General features: G+C 64.5%; 24 protein-coding genes. 6 read left to right on the top strand and 18 right to left on the bottom strand.

The annotated features are described in order from the left end of the window. Window position 1: 1 nt before the first annotated feature. The 14 genes from ACSNN8_RS19850 to ACSNN8_RS19785 form a co-directional block, all read right to left on the bottom strand. Window positions 2-298 carry a hypothetical protein gene (locus tag ACSNN8_RS19850; protein WP_436650700.1) on the bottom strand — a complete coding sequence of 99 codons (297 nt, stop codon included), beginning with the start codon at window positions 296-298 and terminating at the stop codon, window positions 2-4. Further along, window positions 295-1,110 (bottom strand): DUF2637 domain-containing protein, encoded by an 816-nt coding sequence (locus ACSNN8_RS19845; protein WP_436650769.1) that lies wholly within the window; start codon window positions 1,108-1,110, stop codon window positions 295-297. The genes ACSNN8_RS19850 and ACSNN8_RS19845 overlap by 4 nt, the downstream gene beginning before the upstream one ends. 44 nt (window positions 1,111-1,154) lie before the next feature. Further along, window positions 1,155-1,445 carry a hypothetical protein gene (locus tag ACSNN8_RS19840; RefSeq protein WP_436650699.1) on the bottom strand — a complete coding sequence of 97 codons (291 nt, stop codon included), beginning with the start codon at window positions 1,443-1,445 and terminating at the stop codon, window positions 1,155-1,157. After that, window positions 1,442-1,873 (bottom strand): hypothetical protein, encoded by a 432-nt coding sequence (locus tag ACSNN8_RS19835; RefSeq protein ID WP_436650698.1) that lies wholly within the window; start codon window positions 1,871-1,873, stop codon window positions 1,442-1,444. The genes ACSNN8_RS19840 and ACSNN8_RS19835 overlap by 4 nt, the downstream gene beginning before the upstream one ends. Beyond that, window positions 1,873-2,286 carry an RRQRL motif-containing zinc-binding protein gene (locus ACSNN8_RS19830; RefSeq protein ID WP_436650697.1) on the bottom strand — a complete coding sequence of 138 codons (414 nt, stop codon included), beginning with the start codon at window positions 2,284-2,286 and terminating at the stop codon, window positions 1,873-1,875. Before ACSNN8_RS19830 ends, ACSNN8_RS19835 begins: the two co-directional genes overlap by 1 nt. Beyond that, entirely contained in the window at window positions 2,283-2,579 is a 297-nt protein-coding gene (locus ACSNN8_RS19825) for a hypothetical protein (protein ID WP_436650768.1), read from the bottom strand. Before ACSNN8_RS19825 ends, ACSNN8_RS19830 begins: the two co-directional genes overlap by 4 nt. A gap of 29 nt (window positions 2,580-2,608) precedes the next feature. Further along, window positions 2,609-3,058, bottom strand: coding sequence for a DUF6197 family protein (locus ACSNN8_RS19820; RefSeq protein WP_436650767.1), 450 nt, complete (start codon window positions 3,056-3,058; stop codon window positions 2,609-2,611). A gap of 120 nt (window positions 3,059-3,178) precedes the next feature. Beyond that, the gene (locus ACSNN8_RS19815; protein WP_436650696.1) at window positions 3,179-3,691 is read right to left on the bottom strand and encodes a hypothetical protein; all 513 of its coding nucleotides are present in this window, start codon (window positions 3,689-3,691) and stop codon (window positions 3,179-3,181) included. Beyond that, complete coding sequence (locus ACSNN8_RS19810; protein WP_436650695.1) at window positions 3,688-4,569, bottom strand: FtsK/SpoIIIE domain-containing protein; 882 nt, start codon at window positions 4,567-4,569, stop codon at window positions 3,688-3,690. The genes ACSNN8_RS19815 and ACSNN8_RS19810 overlap by 4 nt, the downstream gene beginning before the upstream one ends. Window positions 4,570-4,663: 94 nt before the next feature. Next, window positions 4,664-4,876, bottom strand: a complete 213-nt coding sequence (locus ACSNN8_RS19805; RefSeq protein ID WP_436650694.1) for a hypothetical protein — start codon at window positions 4,874-4,876, stop codon at window positions 4,664-4,666. 12 nt (window positions 4,877-4,888) lie between these two features. Next, complete coding sequence (locus ACSNN8_RS19800; RefSeq protein ID WP_436650765.1) at window positions 4,889-5,821, bottom strand: hypothetical protein; 933 nt, start codon at window positions 5,819-5,821, stop codon at window positions 4,889-4,891. 101 nt (window positions 5,822-5,922) lie between these two features. After that, entirely contained in the window at window positions 5,923-6,126 is a 204-nt protein-coding gene (locus ACSNN8_RS19795; protein ID WP_436650693.1) for a hypothetical protein, read from the bottom strand. A 27-nt stretch (window positions 6,127-6,153) separates the two neighbouring features. Then, entirely contained in the window at window positions 6,154-6,579 is a 426-nt protein-coding gene (locus ACSNN8_RS19790) for a DUF3307 domain-containing protein (RefSeq protein WP_436650692.1), read from the bottom strand. A gap of 258 nt (window positions 6,580-6,837) precedes the next feature. Further along, window positions 6,838-7,158, bottom strand: a complete 321-nt coding sequence (locus ACSNN8_RS19785; protein ID WP_436650691.1) for a hypothetical protein — start codon at window positions 7,156-7,158, stop codon at window positions 6,838-6,840. Window positions 7,159-7,369: 211 nt separating this feature from the next. On the opposite strand from ACSNN8_RS19785, the gene ACSNN8_RS19780 reads away from it, so the two are divergent. Further along, window positions 7,370-8,503 (top strand): XRE family transcriptional regulator, encoded by a 1,134-nt coding sequence (locus ACSNN8_RS19780; RefSeq protein ID WP_436650690.1) that lies wholly within the window; start codon window positions 7,370-7,372, stop codon window positions 8,501-8,503. On the opposite strand, the gene ACSNN8_RS19775 is transcribed toward ACSNN8_RS19780, so the two are convergent. After that, window positions 8,486-9,055, bottom strand: coding sequence for an NUDIX hydrolase (locus ACSNN8_RS19775; RefSeq protein ID WP_436650689.1), 570 nt, complete (start codon window positions 9,053-9,055; stop codon window positions 8,486-8,488). The two genes, ACSNN8_RS19780 and ACSNN8_RS19775, sit on opposite strands and share 18 nt — an antisense overlap. A 652-nt stretch (window positions 9,056-9,707) precedes the next feature. Between ACSNN8_RS19775 and ACSNN8_RS19770 the strand changes: the two genes are divergently transcribed. From ACSNN8_RS19770 to ACSNN8_RS19760, 3 genes are all read left to right on the top strand, one after another. Beyond that, window positions 9,708-10,532, top strand: a complete 825-nt coding sequence (locus tag ACSNN8_RS19770; protein WP_436650688.1) for a TIR domain-containing protein — start codon at window positions 9,708-9,710, stop codon at window positions 10,530-10,532. A 272-nt stretch (window positions 10,533-10,804) separates the two neighbouring features. Further along, window positions 10,805-12,088, top strand: coding sequence for a hypothetical protein (locus tag ACSNN8_RS19765; protein ID WP_436650687.1), 1,284 nt, complete (start codon window positions 10,805-10,807; stop codon window positions 12,086-12,088). 407 nt (window positions 12,089-12,495) lie between these two features. Continuing rightward, window positions 12,496-12,780 carry a hypothetical protein gene (locus ACSNN8_RS19760; RefSeq protein WP_436650686.1) on the top strand — a complete coding sequence of 95 codons (285 nt, stop codon included), beginning with the start codon at window positions 12,496-12,498 and terminating at the stop codon, window positions 12,778-12,780. Window positions 12,781-12,867: 87 nt separating this feature from the next. Here the strand turns inward: ACSNN8_RS19760 and ACSNN8_RS19755 are convergent, their stop codons facing one another. From ACSNN8_RS19755 to ACSNN8_RS19745, 3 genes are read right to left on the bottom strand one after another with little or no spacing between them, the layout of a single operon-like run. Further along, window positions 12,868-13,197, bottom strand: coding sequence for a hypothetical protein (locus ACSNN8_RS19755; protein ID WP_436650685.1), 330 nt, complete (start codon window positions 13,195-13,197; stop codon window positions 12,868-12,870). A 1-nt stretch (window position 13,198) separates the two neighbouring features. Next, the gene (locus ACSNN8_RS19750; RefSeq protein ID WP_436650684.1) at window positions 13,199-13,921 is read right to left on the bottom strand and encodes a WXG100 family type VII secretion target; all 723 of its coding nucleotides are present in this window, start codon (window positions 13,919-13,921) and stop codon (window positions 13,199-13,201) included. 32 nt (window positions 13,922-13,953) lie between these two features. Beyond that, the gene (locus ACSNN8_RS19745; RefSeq protein ID WP_436650683.1) at window positions 13,954-14,253 is read right to left on the bottom strand and encodes a type VII secretion target; all 300 of its coding nucleotides are present in this window, start codon (window positions 14,251-14,253) and stop codon (window positions 13,954-13,956) included. 83 nt (window positions 14,254-14,336) lie between these two features. Between ACSNN8_RS19745 and ACSNN8_RS19740 the strand changes: the two genes are divergently transcribed. Both ACSNN8_RS19740 and ACSNN8_RS19735 read left to right on the top strand, forming a co-directional pair. Then, the gene (locus tag ACSNN8_RS19740; protein ID WP_436650682.1) at window positions 14,337-14,906 is read left to right on the top strand and encodes a hypothetical protein; all 570 of its coding nucleotides are present in this window, start codon (window positions 14,337-14,339) and stop codon (window positions 14,904-14,906) included. Window positions 14,907-15,126: 220 nt separating this feature from the next. Beyond that, a complete protein-coding gene (locus ACSNN8_RS19735) occupies window positions 15,127-15,369 on the top strand; it encodes a hypothetical protein (RefSeq protein WP_436650681.1) in 243 nt (80 codons plus the stop codon). Window positions 15,370-15,474: the final 105 nt, after the last annotated feature.

Genomic DNA, 15,474 nt, shown 5'->3' with positions numbered 1-15,474 from the left:
GTCAGGCAGCTGTCCCGGTGTGGGGCTGCTGCTGGCCATGGTGGCCGGTGTGGGTGAAGGTCACCGTGCGCTCGATGACGGTGATCCGGCAGGCCGGGCACCGCTGGTCGCGGGGCACGTGGCGTGCGCAAGCGATAAGAGCAGTGGTGTTACCGGAGCGGACGGTGACCGGGCGGCGGCAGGCTCCTCCGGGGTTGACGGCGACGATGGTGCGCCGGGTGTCGTAGGGATGTGGTTCGTCCGGGTTGGCCGGGCAGGTGTGCGTCCGGTGGTGGACGTCGACTTGGACAGCAGTCATCGGGCACCGCCGAGGACGGGTGTGTTGCCATTGATTCGGGTGGCAACCGGGTTGTCGATGACGGCGAGCAGGTGCCGGGCGTCGGCCGGGGTGGTGCCCAACCGGGCGGCGAGGTCGTGCTCGGTGATCGGTTCGGTGGCGGTCTGCCGGTGCTGGACGATGACCATGCGGGCAGCCGAGACAAGCCGGGCCGGGACGTCGTCGGTGTGCTCGGGTTCGACGACGGCCGGTGCGGTGTGTTCTGTGATGTCCGTCGGGGTCGGTACGTCGACCGACTCCGGTGCGGTAGGAACGGTTTCGGCCGGTGATGGCACGCCGGTCGCGTTGGCCTTGATTCTCTCGGCAGCGGCGAGGAGTTCGGCGGCCTGCTTGTCGATGGCGGTGAAGTCAGGCCGGATGCGTCCGGCAACGAGTTCGACGCCGATGACCAGGACGACGACCAGGGCGAAGACGATGCGCAGGCCGAGGTCGCCCGGGGCAGCGAAGTTGACAGTGGAGGAGAGCAGGGCTGCGCCGATGAACACGGCCATGGCCCAGCGTTTGGCGTCTTTGGCGATGCCGTGGGTGCGGACCACGATGAGCATGGAGACCATGGCGGTGTCGAAGATGGCCGGTGGTAGGTACGCGAACAGGCCGGCGCCTTTGGTGGCCAGGTAGTGGGCTTGGTGCAGGTAACTGGTGACCAGGGCGCCGATGAGGGTGGCGCGGTTGTAGCGTTTGACGCTGTCGATGGCCTTGAGCATGTTTGGTACCGCGCTTTTCGCGTATTCGGTGGCGAACTCCTCGGTCAGGCTGGCGGCGCTGACGGGGATGGCGGCTGGAGGGTTATCGGTGGTTGCGCGTTTCCTGCGCAGTTTCATCGGATGCCTCCGTCGTTGGTGACGGGGACGACCGCGGCGATGCCGTTGCACTGGCTGCAGAAAATGGCAGCGAGGTGATCGTCGAGCATTTCGTTGATGCGGTCGTCGAGGGTCTCGTATTCGGCGGGGAACACGGAGGTGTCGCCGCATTCGGTGCACCACCGTTGGGTCGGGCACAGCCGCAGGACGGGGCCGAGTTCGGGGTGGATGCCCGCGGGAGTCATGCCGTCGATGCACCACACGCAGTCGGGTGCTGTGGTGTTGTCGTGCCGGTCGTGGAGACTCATCGTTGGTCTCCCGCGGCGTGGTCATTGCGGCTGAGTTCGTAATCGACATACCGGCAGGCCGGGCAGGGCAACCGCAGGTAGTACCAGGTGCCAGGGATGTCGATGCCGTCGTTGAGCGACGGAGGTTCGACGAGGATGTCGTCGAGCGGGTTGTCTGAGACCCACTGCCATACCGCGATCTGACGGTTGTCGCTGCACAGTGGGCACCGGCCCCGGGTCGGGGCAAGAGCGCCGATCCGGCCGTCGTGGTGCCTGACTTCAATGCGAACGATGGTGCCGACGAGTTCGTCGACGAATCCGACGAATGCGCGGCTGCCGACCTCGATGAGCTGAGGTGTCCAGCCGGGTTCGGCGATGAGTCGGTGTGAGTCGGTCCAGTAGTCGGTCGCGACGTCGATGCTGTGCTCGGTGCTGAAAAGACCGGACATCACATGCCTCTCGGTTCGCAAGTCAGGCACGCCCCCGTGGAGCGGGGAATGTAGTAGTCACGGGTGATCCCGCAGTGTCGGCACGTGCGACGTGCCAGCAGCATGCTGGCGATGACCCGGAGCTGAGCCGGGGTGGCCGTCCGCTTCGGGGCGGCGAGGTCGCGCCGGTACAGGTAGGCGGTGCGGATGTGGCGGCGGTGCCGCCAGAGGATTTGCGCGACGGGGTCCTGCCCTCCGGGGCAGAGGCCGGCGGCGCGGAGTTGGCGTCGGGTGGCCAGGCCGTCGGGGGCGTATCGGAAGGGGAAGGTGGGAAAGCCGTAGCGACTGCCGCTGGGGTCATAGAAGTCGACGCGGATACCGGTGCGCTCCCCCAGCGCGTCGAGGAAGGGGCTGCTCAGCGTCGTGGTGGTCATCGGTCGTCGCCTCCCCAGCGTTGTTGGGCGGCTTGACGGCTGATGCCGAGTCGTTGGCCGATTTCGGCCCAGGAGTAGCCGTGTGAGCGCAGGCCGATCACGGCGTCGTTGATGGCTTCGTCGAGCAGGCTGGAGAGTCCGACCATGTCGGTGAGGGCTTCGACGTCGCCGGTGGCGATGCGTCGGGCGTAGGCGCGGATGATGCGCCGGATGAAGGCGGCGTATTTGTCGTTCTCGACGACGTCGCGGCGGCGCGGCTTGGCCGCTCGGCTGTCGCCGTTGGCGGGCTGGATGGTCAAGGTTTGGTTGACGTAGGAGAAGCTCACTGGGCACCGCCGGGGTGGTGGATGGTCTCCCAGTGGGTGGCGGCGTCGGTGAGGGTTTCGATGACCTCGTCGCGGGTGCGGCCGTCGTAGTCGTTCCAGTCGCCGACGACGTCGATCGCGCTGGTGCTGTAGCTCAGCGGGTCGTATTCGAGGTCGATCCAGGCAGCGAAGACACGCAGCGCGCGCATGGCGGCATTACGTTCTCCGGCCTCGTCGCCAGCATCTGTAGCAAAACCTAAGCGGAGGCGTCGACCGGTGGCGGCGCTCATGATCGCGCCGGAGGTGCAGGCGGGCGGGAACGGACCCTTGGTGTCGGCGACCATGTCGTAGAACTGGTGCTGGGTCCAGCCGTGGATTTTCAGGTAGCTGGCGGCCCCGTGCAGGAGCGCGGAGGGTCGCATCGGGTCAGATGCGGGTGTGGTGGTCGGTGGGTGGGTAGCCTTCATGGCAGCCACGTCCCTTCTTCGGATGGGCGTTCGGTGAGGGACAGGACCGGTCGTGCTGGCAGGCGTTGAGCCGGTCCTGTCATCCGTTACGGCTTGTGCAGTTGTGGTGCGGCCGTCGCGTCAGCAGCCGGGGCAGTGCCGGCGTCGCGATCGGCGGGTGAATGCGCCGGCGACGATGGCGGCCAGGGCTAGGACGACGAGGATCGCCGCGGCGTGGGTGACGGTGAATTCGGCAGCCACACCGAGCAGGTAGGCGACGCCTGTGAGCAGCCCTGTTGCGATGCCCGCGATGGCCGTGACGATGGCCGCGGTCGGGGTGCGTCGAGGACGCGGCGGTCGGTTGCTGCGAGTGGTATTGGCCGTGTCGTGGTGGAAAGCAGCCGGGGACCCGGCGAGGCGCGATCCGGTCGGCAGGGGCCGGGGTGCGCCGCCGGTGATGATGCTGTTGCGCACGCGCATACGCAGTCGGGACTGGTTGACGGTGACGGTCACCGGGGCGGTGGCGTTGACGAGGGTCCCGGCGTGGGCGTGCAGGCGGGTCAGCTGGCGGAGCTGGTCGTCGGGTCCGTAGATCAGGAATTCCCGGCTGAGGTCGTCGTAGTCGTTGACGATGCGGCATTGCAGGGTGGTCATGCGGCCATCTCCCAACTGGTTGCGGTGGACGGTGCAGGGACGGTGATGCCGGACGGGCACCGCAGCCAGGCGGCGTAGTCGGCGATGTTGTAGATCTGCTCGTCGGTGAGGTACGCGGCTTTGATGCGGCGGGGGATGCCGCCTTCGGCCAGCAGCCAGGCGGCTCCGCGGTTGGCGGGGTCGATGTCGGTGGCGGAGTAGCCGAGGTCGGCCCAGCCTTGGCCGAGGATCACGTCGGAGCTGCCATTGGTGGTGCAGCGGAACGCGCATCGGTAGCCGAACAGGTCGCGCAGGCTGGCGGGGATGATGTCCCAGGAGGTGCGCTGGGTGGCGGCGATGACGGGCATACCGCAGGCGCGGCCGAGCGAGACCAGCCCGCGCAGCAGGCTTTCGAACTCTTCCTGTTGTGCCTTGGTGCCGAGCACGGTGGAGAACATGGCGAGTTCGTCGATGATCGTGAGGATCACGGACAGGTTGTCGTCGCGGCTGACTTTGCGGCGGCGCTGCGACAGGATCCATAGGTAGCGGTTGTGGGCGACGGTCAGCAGCCGCCGCAGGACGCTGATGGCCTTGTCGATGTCGTCACCGATGAACTCGTCGGCGATGTCGATGTAGGGGCCGAGCTCGACGTACTTGGCGTCGAAGCAGACCAGGCGGGTGTTGTCGGCCAGGGCCGCCGTGCCGGCGGCGATGTTGACCAGTCCGGATTTGCCGCCGCCGGGCTCGCCGGCGATCAGCAGGTTGCGGTAGACGACGTCGAGCGTCACGTGCTCGCCGAATTCGTTGATGCCGATGAACATGGGGTCGAACATCGACAGGCCGGGCGCGACCGGTATCCGGTCTATGCCGACAGGGTCGCGGGCAGCGATGGTGGTCATGGTGTGGGCCTCCGGTAGGCGATAAGGTCGAGGAGGCCGACGCAGGGGCCGTGTGCTTGGAGGCCCAGTGGCCCTCGCGTCGGTCCCTTGTTGATCAGTCGTTGTTGTCGCAGGTGTGCTCGCGCTGCGAGCCGTGACAACCACAGGCGAGGTAGCCGCCCACGTCGAGGAGCGGGACCTCGATCGAGTCGTCGTCGGGGTAGCACTGGAAGCAGCAGCACTCTGGGTGGTGACCGCCGGGATGTTTGGTCGTGACGTCCGGGCAGAGGCGACCGCTGTCGTAGGTGTCGTCAGCGTTGGTGCTCATCGTTGAACCCCCTCAATCCCAGGGGTCGAAGTCGGCGACGTCGGTGGCCGGGGCGGTCTTGGCCGGCTTCTTGCCGTTGCTGCCGGGGGCCGGCTTGCCGGCGGTTGCCGGGGCGGGTGTGGGTTCGGCCGGGACGTCGGGCAGGTCCAGAGCGGTCGGCACGTCAACCGGTTTCGTATCCGGGGCGGGTATGTCGTCGGTGTTGACGAGGCCGGTGAGCGGCGAGCTGACCGTGGCGGTCAGGACCTCGCGGCGTTTGATGTCGAATCGCAGATAGGCGGCCTTCTTGTTCTTGCTGGCGAGTTCGACCAGCACCGAGGAGGCGTGGCAGGTCACGGCGATCTCGTCGAGGCGGCTTTGCAGCCGCGACAGGGACAGACCGGGTCGCAGGTAGACCCAGACGCGTTCGCCGACCGGGGTGGGGCGGGCCCACAGGATCAGCGGGAGGCTGCCGGACTTGTTGGCGATGATGAACTGCGAGAAGCAGACGCGCAGCCGGTGCCGGACGATGAAGCACCACGCGATAGCGGTGATCCAGCGGCGGAGGGCGGGCACGGCGGCGGGGATGCCGACCAGGGGCGCCATCACGGCGAGGGTGACTACGGCGGGGGTGGCATTCGCAAGAGCGATCCAGCCGTAGACCAGCGCCATACCGGCGCCGATTTCGGGAGTCCACCACCACAGCAGCCGCAACACGGGCCAGATCCGAACCAGCGTCCAGACGAGAAGGCCGGCCACGAAGGCGATCGGTGCGGCCAGCAGAGCGGCCAGGATCGGGTGCATGTGGTCGGAGGCGACCGTCATGGCCAGGATGCCGACGATCAGCGCGGTGATGATGAACGCCATCCGGGCGTTACGCGCGGAGGAGCGGTGGACTTGCTGCTCGATGACGGTGACGGTTCCGGCCCTTCTGCCGAAACCGAGACCTGCGCTAGATTTGGACACGGCTCGTCCTCCCTGATGAAGGGCTTGGATGGGTTGGGAAGGCGTGGGGTCGGCAGGTTGGTAGCCCAGTTCCGACCCCGCGCTGTTCTTCTTCGGGCGAGCTAGCAATCGGTGTCGGCGGACCGCAGCCGACTGAATTGCTGGGCGATAAGGCCCATCTTGATGCGCTCGTCCTCGTCGAGAATGGTGACTGAGTAGCCTTGCGCTTCGAGGTCACGCACTTGGCGGGCCATATTCGCGGGGTCGACCTTGACCTCGTGCGAGTAGCCGTCTTTGTCTTCGGCGAACATGTACCAGTTGGTCATCGGAAGACGTCCTTTCACGAACGATTTTTAGAGACAGGCGATGAGCAGCGCGGCAACCCAGAGGCAGCCGTAGTGCAGGGCCTGGTCGGCGAGGTACATGCCGCACAGCGGCGTGGTGAGCTCGGCGAAGGCGGCCGAGCCGGTGTGCCGGAGGATCCAGCGGACCGGCCAGCGCCGGTCGAGAATGGCGTGGGTGACAGCCGAGAAGCCGAGCCCGGCCGTCATGCCGGCCACGGTCAGCGGCACATCGAGCGCGGCGGCTGTGACCAGCAGCATGACCAGTGCGGTGACGTGGTAGGTGCCGACGTGGATGAACAGGTGACGCCAGCCGTTGCGGCCCAGGGTGGCCTTGGCGTTGGCGTTGGCGTCGGTCTGGAAGATGTGGTCCGCGAGCTGGTGAGCGGCCACGAGCGTCGCCATGGCGACGGCGAAAACGAGAGCTGAAGTGGACATGGTCAACCGCCCCTTCTCGTAGGGGTTGGAATGGTTGGGAAGGCGGCGAGGCCAGCAGGTTCGGTAGCCCAGTACCGGCCCCGCGCCACACTTCGGGAGTTACGACGGCCGTCGGTACGGCCAGAGGTCCAGGACGCTGGTAGCCAGCGCGATCCCTGCGACCGATCAGCTTGATGCAGTGGAGATTGCGACCGCGTGCGGTCGAAGGGTCTGCCACGGACACTTGTGGCTGAGGATGTTCCGGTGTTGCTGGAAGAGCTACTTGCTCGCCGAGGTACTCGTCAGGGGCTTCAGCGACGCCGCCCGGAACGCGGTGCCGTTACGACCGTTGGTAGCCCACGCCTTGGCCTCCAGCGCCTCGACAGTGACGAACTGGCCAACCTCCACCGACGGAATCTCACCGACCGTCGTGATGTTGATCACCTCGCCACCGGTCTCGTCGAGCGCGACGACCTGGGTCTGCCACATCGGACGGCCCGTTCCCCTCTCGGAACGCTGGTTGCCCTTCTCGTCCACCTTCGGCTGAGCCTTCTTCGCCACCGTGAACGTGATGTCGGTGGTGTCCACGTAGATCTTCACGAGGGTTCCTTTCCCTGGGTAGTGAGCGCGTCCCCTGCGGACGCCCGCTCGTTTGAGCGATTCGCTCATATGTCAAGGAGACGCCTGCCAATCGGTTCACCACAAAGAACAAGACTTAACAGCCACTTGTTAAGTTCGGATAGCAGGGTATAGTCGATCGCTGATGCTTCTACCGGCCCGCTACAGCTGACAACCGGGGAAGGCCAGCCCAATGAAAACTCGACTCCAGGCGGCTAGGGCAGCTCGCGGGCTCAAACAGACACAGGTAATAGCCGAGCTGACGCGGCGAGCAGAAGTCGCCGGCTTGGCGATTGCCAGTCCCAGCAGTCTCCAGATGCTCTTGTCTAGCTTTGAGAACGGCAGGCGTGCGGTGAGCGAGCCATACCGCATGCTCTTCAGAGCCATCTACGGACTCACCGATGATGAGCTATTCGCTCCGACCGACGCCAACGATCATGATGCGGATAAGGCGGAGTACGCGGCGCTCGCGCGTCGTATTACCGCGGCGCGTTCAGTCGACAAGTTCACTATCGAGATGCTGGCCAGGCAGACGGACTACCTACGCACAATGGACCGCCGCATCGGTGCTGCAGCCCTGGTAGATCAGATGAGCGGACATTTAGCCACAATTGAAGAATCTCTATCGCACGCGGTGCTTCCGTCAGTACGACAACGACTTGCGGCCATTTTGGCGGATTCAGCAGCCTTAGCGGCCTGGCAGGCACTCGACGTAGGTGCTGTCACTCGAGCGTGGCAGTACCACGAAACCGCACGACTTGCCTCGCTTGAAGCTAGGGACTCAGTGCTCCTAGCTCACGCGATGGCTCAACAAGCTTTCGTCTTGGTCGACGTCGGACAGAGGGAAGCCGCGGCCGAACTCGTCGGCGAGGCAGTGCGAGAAGCCGGCACCAAGGTGCCGCCCCGTTTCCGAGCGTGGTTACTCGCGGCTCAAGCCGAGGTCGATTCTGCGAACGGAGACGACCAAAACTGTCTGAGAAGGCTCGATGAAGCGGCAGCCGTACTGCCAGGCGACCCTGCAGCGGTCGACCCCGAGCTCCCGTTCATCGTGTTGAACGCGGCTCATCTCGCACGCTGGCGCGGAAACTCACTCGCACGGCTTGGCGACGTAGGCGCTATCGAAGAGCTGCTTACAGCGCTAGCGGGAGACGGCACGATCAGCGCGAGAAGCGGAGCGTCTCTGCACTGCGATTTGGCCCAGGCACATCTCGTCCATGGAGATCGTGACGAAGCACGACGATATGCGACCGAAGGCCGGCGACTGGCCAAGGAAGCAGGCTCAGTCCGACAGAAGCAACGACTTCAAAAGCTAGCGCTTCTCGGGTGAACCTCGATGTGCGAGCAAGTAAAGTAGCGCCACAAGGGAGCCGGACCCAATGACTCGACCCTTGGAGACCAGCTCGCTGACATCGCTAAGAGGGAGCCAGTCGATGACTGCCGCCTCCTCCGCATCGCTTGGCTCGCCGACAAGCTTGGGGTCGCGTCCAAGGTAAATGGCGTGCGGAGTGTCCACCATGCCAGGCATGGGCTGGAAGGAAACCAAATGCTCCACCCGCCCTGGGCGCCAACCGGTCTCCTCCTCGACTTCTCGAACAGCGGCAGTAGAAGGCTCCTCGTTCTTCTCAAGGATGCCGCCCGGGATTTCCCAGCCCCATTCATTCGTCGCGAAACGGTAGCGCCACATCATTAGGACTCGGTCCTGATCGTCCAACACGATAGTCAGGACTACGGTCTGCAGACGGACCACATGATGTTCGAATCTGTGACCGTCAGGCGGCTCAATATCGACGAGGGCCAGGCGCACCCACGGATTGTCATAGACTATGCGTTCGCCGAAAACTTTCGTACGCAGAGAGTCTGACTGTCCGGGATCTTCCACAGGAGCCACGGTACTACTCCACATGTAACGAGTCACATGGATGGCTCGCACCCATGTGACGAGCCCCTGGTCGGCAGCCAGCATCTGTTCAAACTTTCTGTACGTCTTCAAGGCGGCCCGAAACGGGCCGCTCACGCCGCCGCCCAGGGCGTCATGGCCGCCGCCTGGCAAGCCGGTCGGCGGCGGCCATGCCAACGCCCGTCGGCTGGCGTAAACAGCGGACTACTACGGGCCGCGGAGAAGGACAACGACCAAGGGGCGCGAAGAGTAGATGGTGGCATGCGACCTGCCCGGCGTTGGTGACGCAGACGAGCTGCCTGCGTTGGGCCCGTAGCGCCACGCGGTCTCGGTGGTCGGTCCGAGCTACTGCGCCTCCGGCGGGGGCACTCCGGCTCCGGGATGGCTGCGCACCCCGTCACCCGTCGCCCCGGGCAAGCCGAGCAGACCCCCGCCGGCGCCCGCCGGCCTGGGTGCCTAATGTCAAGGCCGTCTTGACGCGGCGGGCGCCGGCAGTGCCCCGCTCCCACGATGGGCGGGTCGAGGGTGACGGGATGGCGAGCGAGCTGGACGGACCAGCACGCCCTGAAGGGCCACCTATCGCATCGGTGAAGACTGGTATTTTGCAGGGTCACGTGAGGTCCGAATGGATGGGATGGGCGGCATAGTCATGCGGGTCTTCATCAGCTGGTCGAAGGAATCGAGCAAGCAACTCGCTTTAGCACTGCGAGATTGGCTGCCGGATGTCATACAACAAGTCGAGCCTTGGGTGTCAAGCGAAGATATTGAGAAAGGACAGCAGTGGCTAATTGAGGTCGGTGAACAGTTGGAGGACCTGAGTGAGGGCCTACTATGCATCACTCCCACCAATCAACACGAACCATGGTTGAACTTCGAGGCAGGTGCACTCGCTAAGACATTGGATCGCGGAAAAGTTCGGCCGGTTCTTCTTGGAATCAAGCCGACCGATATCACTGGGCCGCTCGCGCAATTTCAGTCTACGAGCGCGACCGATCAAGAAGACATGTTCAAATTGGTTAAATCAATTAACACTAGCTGCGAGCGGCCGCTGGACCCCGACAGGCTTCGAACTTCTTTCGATCGTGCCTGGAACGACTTCTCGCTGAAAGTTCAATTGATCGATCTCGGCACCTTCAAAAATGGCAACGCCGAAGAGCGACCTTCGGACGACATGCTTCGCGAAGTACTAGACCTTGTTAGGAGCATGACGCGTGAACCAATGGTTGGCCGAGCTGCACGACGAAACCTTATAGATTCAGCAGAAATTGGCGACGGCACTTTTGTGACTGTCGGTTCTTCCGTCGTCCATCGGCATTTCGGCCCCGGCCGTTTTGTTGGATTTTCTGAAGGTTCGCTCGCCGATCCTACGCCAAATGCCGTCGTTGACTTTGTCAACGGTGGAGGGCGGCAGATACTTCCGCTCAACGAGCTGCGTGCGCGACATCAGCGAACAGATTAATACCAGAAGCGGTCAGTCAGGGAAGGAGATCCAGACGATGCACCTCGACCCATTCCTCGATGTCGTCACGCTTCCACACTCTGCCGGTATGGCAGCGTAATACAGCAACAACCAAGCCGGACCGACTTGCGGTCAACCACGATAGAGGTCCAATGGGTGACTATCTGAGTGACAACCGTGGGTCCCCGAGCCGGACGTGCATGGACGTTGGCGGCTGTTCCCGCAGCTTATAGTCGGTCCGGCTGCAGGCCGCGGACGCGTACACGGCGACTATGACCTTGATCGACCGCGACCTGGTAATGGCCTTGTCGGAACTTGATGAGCACGCCCTGCGCGACGTCGCTCGCTGGGCGGCGCTGCGAGCCCTGTCCGTAGCCGGTATCACCGATCATCGTGTGGTCGCTCCCGCGGTGGCGGCATTACGCGGCGGCGAGCCGCTTCCGGCGCCGTTCGACGAAGAGTCCGGCTGGTACGCCGTCACCGATGCCATAGGCGACCGAACGCATGTGCCCTATCTGCCGGTTTTCGAACCGCAGTCCCGTACGGAGGAGTCGGTTCAGCAGTTCTCCGCGCTGTCGGCCCTGAACTGCACCGCGATCGGCGACCCGCTCGCGGCTGCGGTCAGCGCGATCGAGTCGGCTGCGACCACCGTCGGCCCGGACGAGTACCTCCAGTTCCTCGCTGACATTCGCGTCACCTTCCCCATCCTCCAAGGCCGCCGCCCGGCCGATGATTTTGACGGCTCCGATGAAAGCCTGGCTTTACGTACAGTTCCTGTCCGACCTGCACACCACCTTCCCGAATCTCCCGCAGAGCAGCCCAACCGCACCGCAGCGGCGAGCCTGACAGTTCCACCGCTTCGGCACACGCTGGCCCGCGATCCCTCGACCGAGCACTGTCGGCGGCAAATGTGCGTGCGCTTGGTTGATAAGGGGCGAGTAATGGGCGCGCGCCACGACAAGGCTGGCAGGATCAAGAGTATGAGCGACGACGAGGTGGTGTACCGCCGTTCACCGTGGCGGCACGCGCTCGCCGTCTATGCGGCCTTTGTCGTAGCGCTCAGTGCGGCGCTGCTGCTGGCCGCCCTGACCTTCTACGTCCTCAGCGACGGTCCCACGCTGCCACGGCTACTCCCCCACGCGGCCGCCTCAGTCGTGGTGCTCCTGCTGCTCCCGTTCGTACAACTCCGTCCGGCACGCCGGGTCCCACCCACAATCAGGTTCGCAGCGTCGGAGATCGAACTGGGCGCCTCCCACTGTGACGCGGTCGCCGTGCCGTACAACATCATCGTCTGCGCCCGTACGCGCGGCTTCTGGCCGCTGACGACACTCCAGATCACGGTCGACCAAGCCGACCGGCATCGGGTGGTCCGTATCGACCGTGACGGCCTGCGCCCGCCCGGGTGGCGCTGGCGCGGCAAACTCCACTTCACCATGCAGACCGATGGCCTGACGGCATCACCGTCCGCCATCCGGTCCGAACTGCAAACTCGAGGACTGCAAGGCAACGCGCGAGGACGAAGGCGTGGCTGGACAACGCCGAACACCCGATCTTGAAAGAATGAGAACCCGGCGTCGTGCCGCTCGGCAGCCTTCGCTGCACAACGACACAGACAACGCCTGCTGGGGCCGACAACTCTGACATCCGGAGTCCTGTCGCTGACCGCGCTTGAACCAGCAGGGATAGATAACAGGCCGCATGGTTAAGCGCACTCATCTCGGCAGATCCGCGCACCCGTGCCCGAGTGGCTTCATGATCGCTTGCACTCAGCGTGAGCGGGCTCCTGAGCGACCGTCGGTGCCGCCCACCGGTCAAGATCGGTAAGTGGTGCCGATTCTCACGAACATGGCGGCGATCGGTGCGGCCAGAGTGGTGCCGAAAGTCGCGAACATCTGGCGCCCAAAATCGGTTCTGGCTCACGAAGTATGGAGGCGCCCTCGGCGTTACTAGTTAAGGTCTGGGCGTGGTTCTTATCGATCTCGACCATCAGGTGGAGCCTGTGGTAGGCCGAGCACCAGGACAACGTCTTTGCCTCTTGATTCCGCTGCTCGCGGCTCTGCTTCTCGGGCTCGCAGGGGAAGGGGCGTCCCACGTTCCGCTGAGCTCGTATGACAAGACAACACTTTGTCCCCTGGTGACGGTCGCCGCCAACGCCACGGGCGGACGCCCTGCCGAGGCTTCCGACACGAGAGTTGCCGTCGTGGATGACACCGGCCAGGTGGTGCGGATCGTCTACTGCCCGACGTGATCGGTGGCGGTCGTCATAGGGCTCCACACTTCGTGAGCCAGAACCCCAAAATCGCGAACGAAGCCAGACAGGATTGGTTCGCGCCAGTCAGCCGTCGAGGTTGATCCGCCGGTTCTCTTCATCAAGTCTTTGCCGGCCTTGGTCGGTCAAGTCGGCGCGTTGTTCCGGGCTGAGCTGCTCGTAGCGTTGCGCGAACTGCTCGACGTGGAAGTTGATGCCTGCGGCAAAGGTGGGTGTGGTGTAGGCGTCGCGCAAGTTCGTGCGGCCGGCGAGGACATTGTCGACGAGCTGGCGGAAGTCGTGGTTGTCGCTGCGCTCGCGGAGGACTTCGAGGGATTGGCGCAGGTGGCGGGCGAGGGCGCGGTTGCCGTGGGCGACGGCCAGGGTGGGGGCGTCGGGGTCGTCGGGATGGGTCATGTCAGGTGCTTGGGTAGTGGTAGGCGGTGCCGGGCAGGTCGATGCTTTGCATGCCGTGGATGGCGCCGAGGTAGCCGGCGCACAGGCCGGTGAAGCCTTGGACGGCGGCCCAGGCCATATCGTGATAGTCGAGGACCATGAACCACACTTTCGCTGCTTCGGCGATGGACGCGAGCGTTGCGACGCCACCGGCGATGCCTCCGACGATGCTCCAGCTGGTGGCGGCGGTCGCGGCGGCGGAGATGCCGATGGCGATGAGCCAGTCGGTGAGATCTTGAAACAGGCTTTGCAGGGCTTGAGCCATCTCTTCCATGCCGGCGGCCAGGCTGTGGAATTGGCTGCTGATGTCGTTGAGGGCGCTGATCTGCTCGCGCAACGCGCTGCTTAGCGTGGTGAAGTAGCTCTGTGCCTGCTGGGCGGCGTTGCCGTCCCAGTGGTCCGGAATGGTGGCCTTGCGGGCCTGGTCGATGGCGTCGGCGTAGCGCTGGTTGAACTGGCCGAGTTGCTTGAGGGCTTGGCCGGCTTCGGCTGCGGCGTTCCAGTCGCCGGCGAATTGCTGCGCGGCCCAGTCCCACGGGTTGACGCCGCAGACTTTGTCGGCGGCCCAGCCGAGCCAGTAGGACGGGCTGATGTACTGCTTGCCACCCAGTATGTTATTGACCAGGTCGGGGATTGGCGGTCCCACGTCGGGCATGGTCAGGACGGCGGCGGGTGCATCGGCCACGACAGGTGCTCCTTCGGCTTGCAAATCCTCGGTCAGTAGGTGGCGTCGATGCGGCGAGCGGCGTCCTGGTCGGTGGCGTGGTAGTCCCTGGCGGCGCGGTCGAGTTCCTGCCCGGACTGGTCGGCGAGCTTGGCGAGGGCTTGGTAGTTGGTAAGCAGCGCTTCGCGGACGGCGGTGGCGGTCTCGACCACGGTCGCGAACATGCGGCCCTCGTTGTAGCCGATACCGAGGTAGTTGCGGCTGTAGTTGACGGCACGGTCGGCGTCGTCGACGAGATCGGTGATGGTGCTCGCGAACGCTTGGACACGCTCGGGTTCGGCCTTGAAACTCATCGATCACCCCATGTGGTCGTGCTGGGTACTCTGTCGGTGACGCGCCGTGGACGGCCGCGGCGCTACAGCATATGGGAGGACCTGTGCCGGCAGAGACAGCTGTCGACATCTCGACCACCTGGCTCGAGAAGGAACTCCGGCTGCCGGAGCATTGCGCGCGGCATGGCCTGCCGTATGCGCGCAAGGTAACCTTCGCGCTCAAGTCGAACCCAAGGATCGGCTCCCGGAAGAAGGTGTTGGCGCCCGGCTACACCTCAGTTGATCGAGCAGCCGAGTACCTGAATCAGGTGAAGATCGTCAAAGCCACGGGGTGGCCAATGTGCGCCCACTGCATCCGGGAACGAGCAGTCGGGATCACCCTAGCTAGCGTCCTGCTGTTTCTTGGTGTCGCCGCTTTCGCCTGCGCGTTCATTATCGGCGCTCTCACCGACGCGGCCGCCGGCGTCTTCGTAGGGCTGTTCTTCGGCGGGCTCGCCCTGCTGCTGCTGTCCGTTGTGCCGTTCCAACGAGTCAGCCTGGGCCGGCTAACCCAAGCACACGTGACCGACGATGGTCAGGCCGTACACGTCACCAACCCGAAGCCTGAGTTCGTCCGGGAGATTCCCGCGGCCGCACGCGCATCACAGGCCGCCGATAGACGTGCAGGAGATTGACGGGCACCTGGCGGTGAGTACGGAGTACCAGCCAGTTAAGCCGCATGGCTTTCATGCTCACCGGGTCGCCCGTTACTTCAACAATGGGTTGATCAGGTCAAGCACAAGATCGGCAAGAAAAATTACAAGCTTGTAATTTCGATTTCTTGCCCCCTTGTACCCAGTCGGGCACCGTTAGGAAGGTTGGCCGCTCTCGAACACCTGTTCTACCCTGTCACCCATGGCGGAGCCGGTCGAGCACCACTCCAACAGGCGGTACGGCGCCAACCGGCGTGACATCTACCTTCTGCGCACTGCCACCGGCTGGCAGGTGATCGGCCGCACTGGAGGCAGCGACGGCCAAGAGGTCAGTCACTACTTCGACGACGAGAAATCAGCCCGCGAGATGGTCAAGCGGATGAGACAGACTGTGCCGCCCCATCTGGCGGACTGGTCGCTCATGCCGCGTTCACGTATCCGTTGAGCCACACGGGTGTACGTCACGGGGCCAGTGAACGCGCCGTCTCAGGTGGCCGGACGTGCCCGTGGCGTGCCCGATCGATCGGCAAACACCGGTCAACAAGGGCCC

Origin of the sequence: Actinoplanes sp. URMC 104 (genome assembly GCF_051386375.1) — a bacterium.
Classification (GTDB): Bacteria; Actinomycetota; Actinomycetes; order Mycobacteriales; family Micromonosporaceae; genus Actinoplanes.
The sequence above is the reverse complement of the archived record's forward strand: the minus strand, read 5'-3'. Positions and strand labels throughout refer to the sequence as shown.

What these genes read in the sequence shown, in the direction of transcription:
- ACSNN8_RS19850 (WP_436650700.1), bottom strand. Translation starts at nt 298, where the DNA reads ATGACTGCTGTCCAAGTCGACGTCCACCACCGGACGCACACCTGCCCG.
- ACSNN8_RS19840 (WP_436650699.1), bottom strand. Translation starts at nt 1,445, where the DNA reads ATGAGTCTCCACGACCGGCACGACAACACCACAGCACCCGACTGCGTG.
- ACSNN8_RS19835 (WP_436650698.1), bottom strand. Translation starts at nt 1,873, where the DNA reads ATGTCCGGTCTTTTCAGCACCGAGCACAGCATCGACGTCGCGACCGAC.
- ACSNN8_RS19830 (WP_436650697.1), bottom strand. Translation starts at nt 2,286, where the DNA reads ATGACCACCACGACGCTGAGCAGCCCCTTCCTCGACGCGCTGGGGGAG.
- ACSNN8_RS19820 (WP_436650767.1), bottom strand. Translation starts at nt 3,058, where the DNA reads ATGAAGGCTACCCACCCACCGACCACCACACCCGCATCTGACCCGATG.
- ACSNN8_RS19815 (WP_436650696.1), bottom strand. Translation starts at nt 3,691, where the DNA reads ATGACCACCCTGCAATGCCGCATCGTCAACGACTACGACGACCTCAGC.
- ACSNN8_RS19810 (WP_436650695.1), bottom strand. Translation starts at nt 4,569, where the DNA reads ATGACCACCATCGCTGCCCGCGACCCTGTCGGCATAGACCGGATACCG.
- ACSNN8_RS19805 (WP_436650694.1), bottom strand. Translation starts at nt 4,876, where the DNA reads ATGAGCACCAACGCTGACGACACCTACGACAGCGGTCGCCTCTGCCCG.
- ACSNN8_RS19795 (WP_436650693.1), bottom strand. Translation starts at nt 6,126, where the DNA reads ATGACCAACTGGTACATGTTCGCCGAAGACAAAGACGGCTACTCGCAC.
- ACSNN8_RS19790 (WP_436650692.1), bottom strand. Translation starts at nt 6,579, where the DNA reads ATGTCCACTTCAGCTCTCGTTTTCGCCGTCGCCATGGCGACGCTCGTG.
- ACSNN8_RS19780 (WP_436650690.1), top strand. Translation starts at nt 7,370, where the DNA reads ATGAAAACTCGACTCCAGGCGGCTAGGGCAGCTCGCGGGCTCAAACAG.
- ACSNN8_RS19770 (WP_436650688.1), top strand. Translation starts at nt 9,708, where the DNA reads ATGGGCGGCATAGTCATGCGGGTCTTCATCAGCTGGTCGAAGGAATCG.
- ACSNN8_RS19765 (WP_436650687.1), top strand. Translation starts at nt 10,805, where the DNA reads ATGACCTTGATCGACCGCGACCTGGTAATGGCCTTGTCGGAACTTGAT.
- ACSNN8_RS19755 (WP_436650685.1), bottom strand. Translation starts at nt 13,197, where the DNA reads ATGACCCATCCCGACGACCCCGACGCCCCCACCCTGGCCGTCGCCCAC.
- ACSNN8_RS19745 (WP_436650683.1), bottom strand. Translation starts at nt 14,253, where the DNA reads ATGAGTTTCAAGGCCGAACCCGAGCGTGTCCAAGCGTTCGCGAGCACC.
- ACSNN8_RS19735 (WP_436650681.1), top strand. Translation starts at nt 15,127, where the DNA reads ATGGCGGAGCCGGTCGAGCACCACTCCAACAGGCGGTACGGCGCCAAC.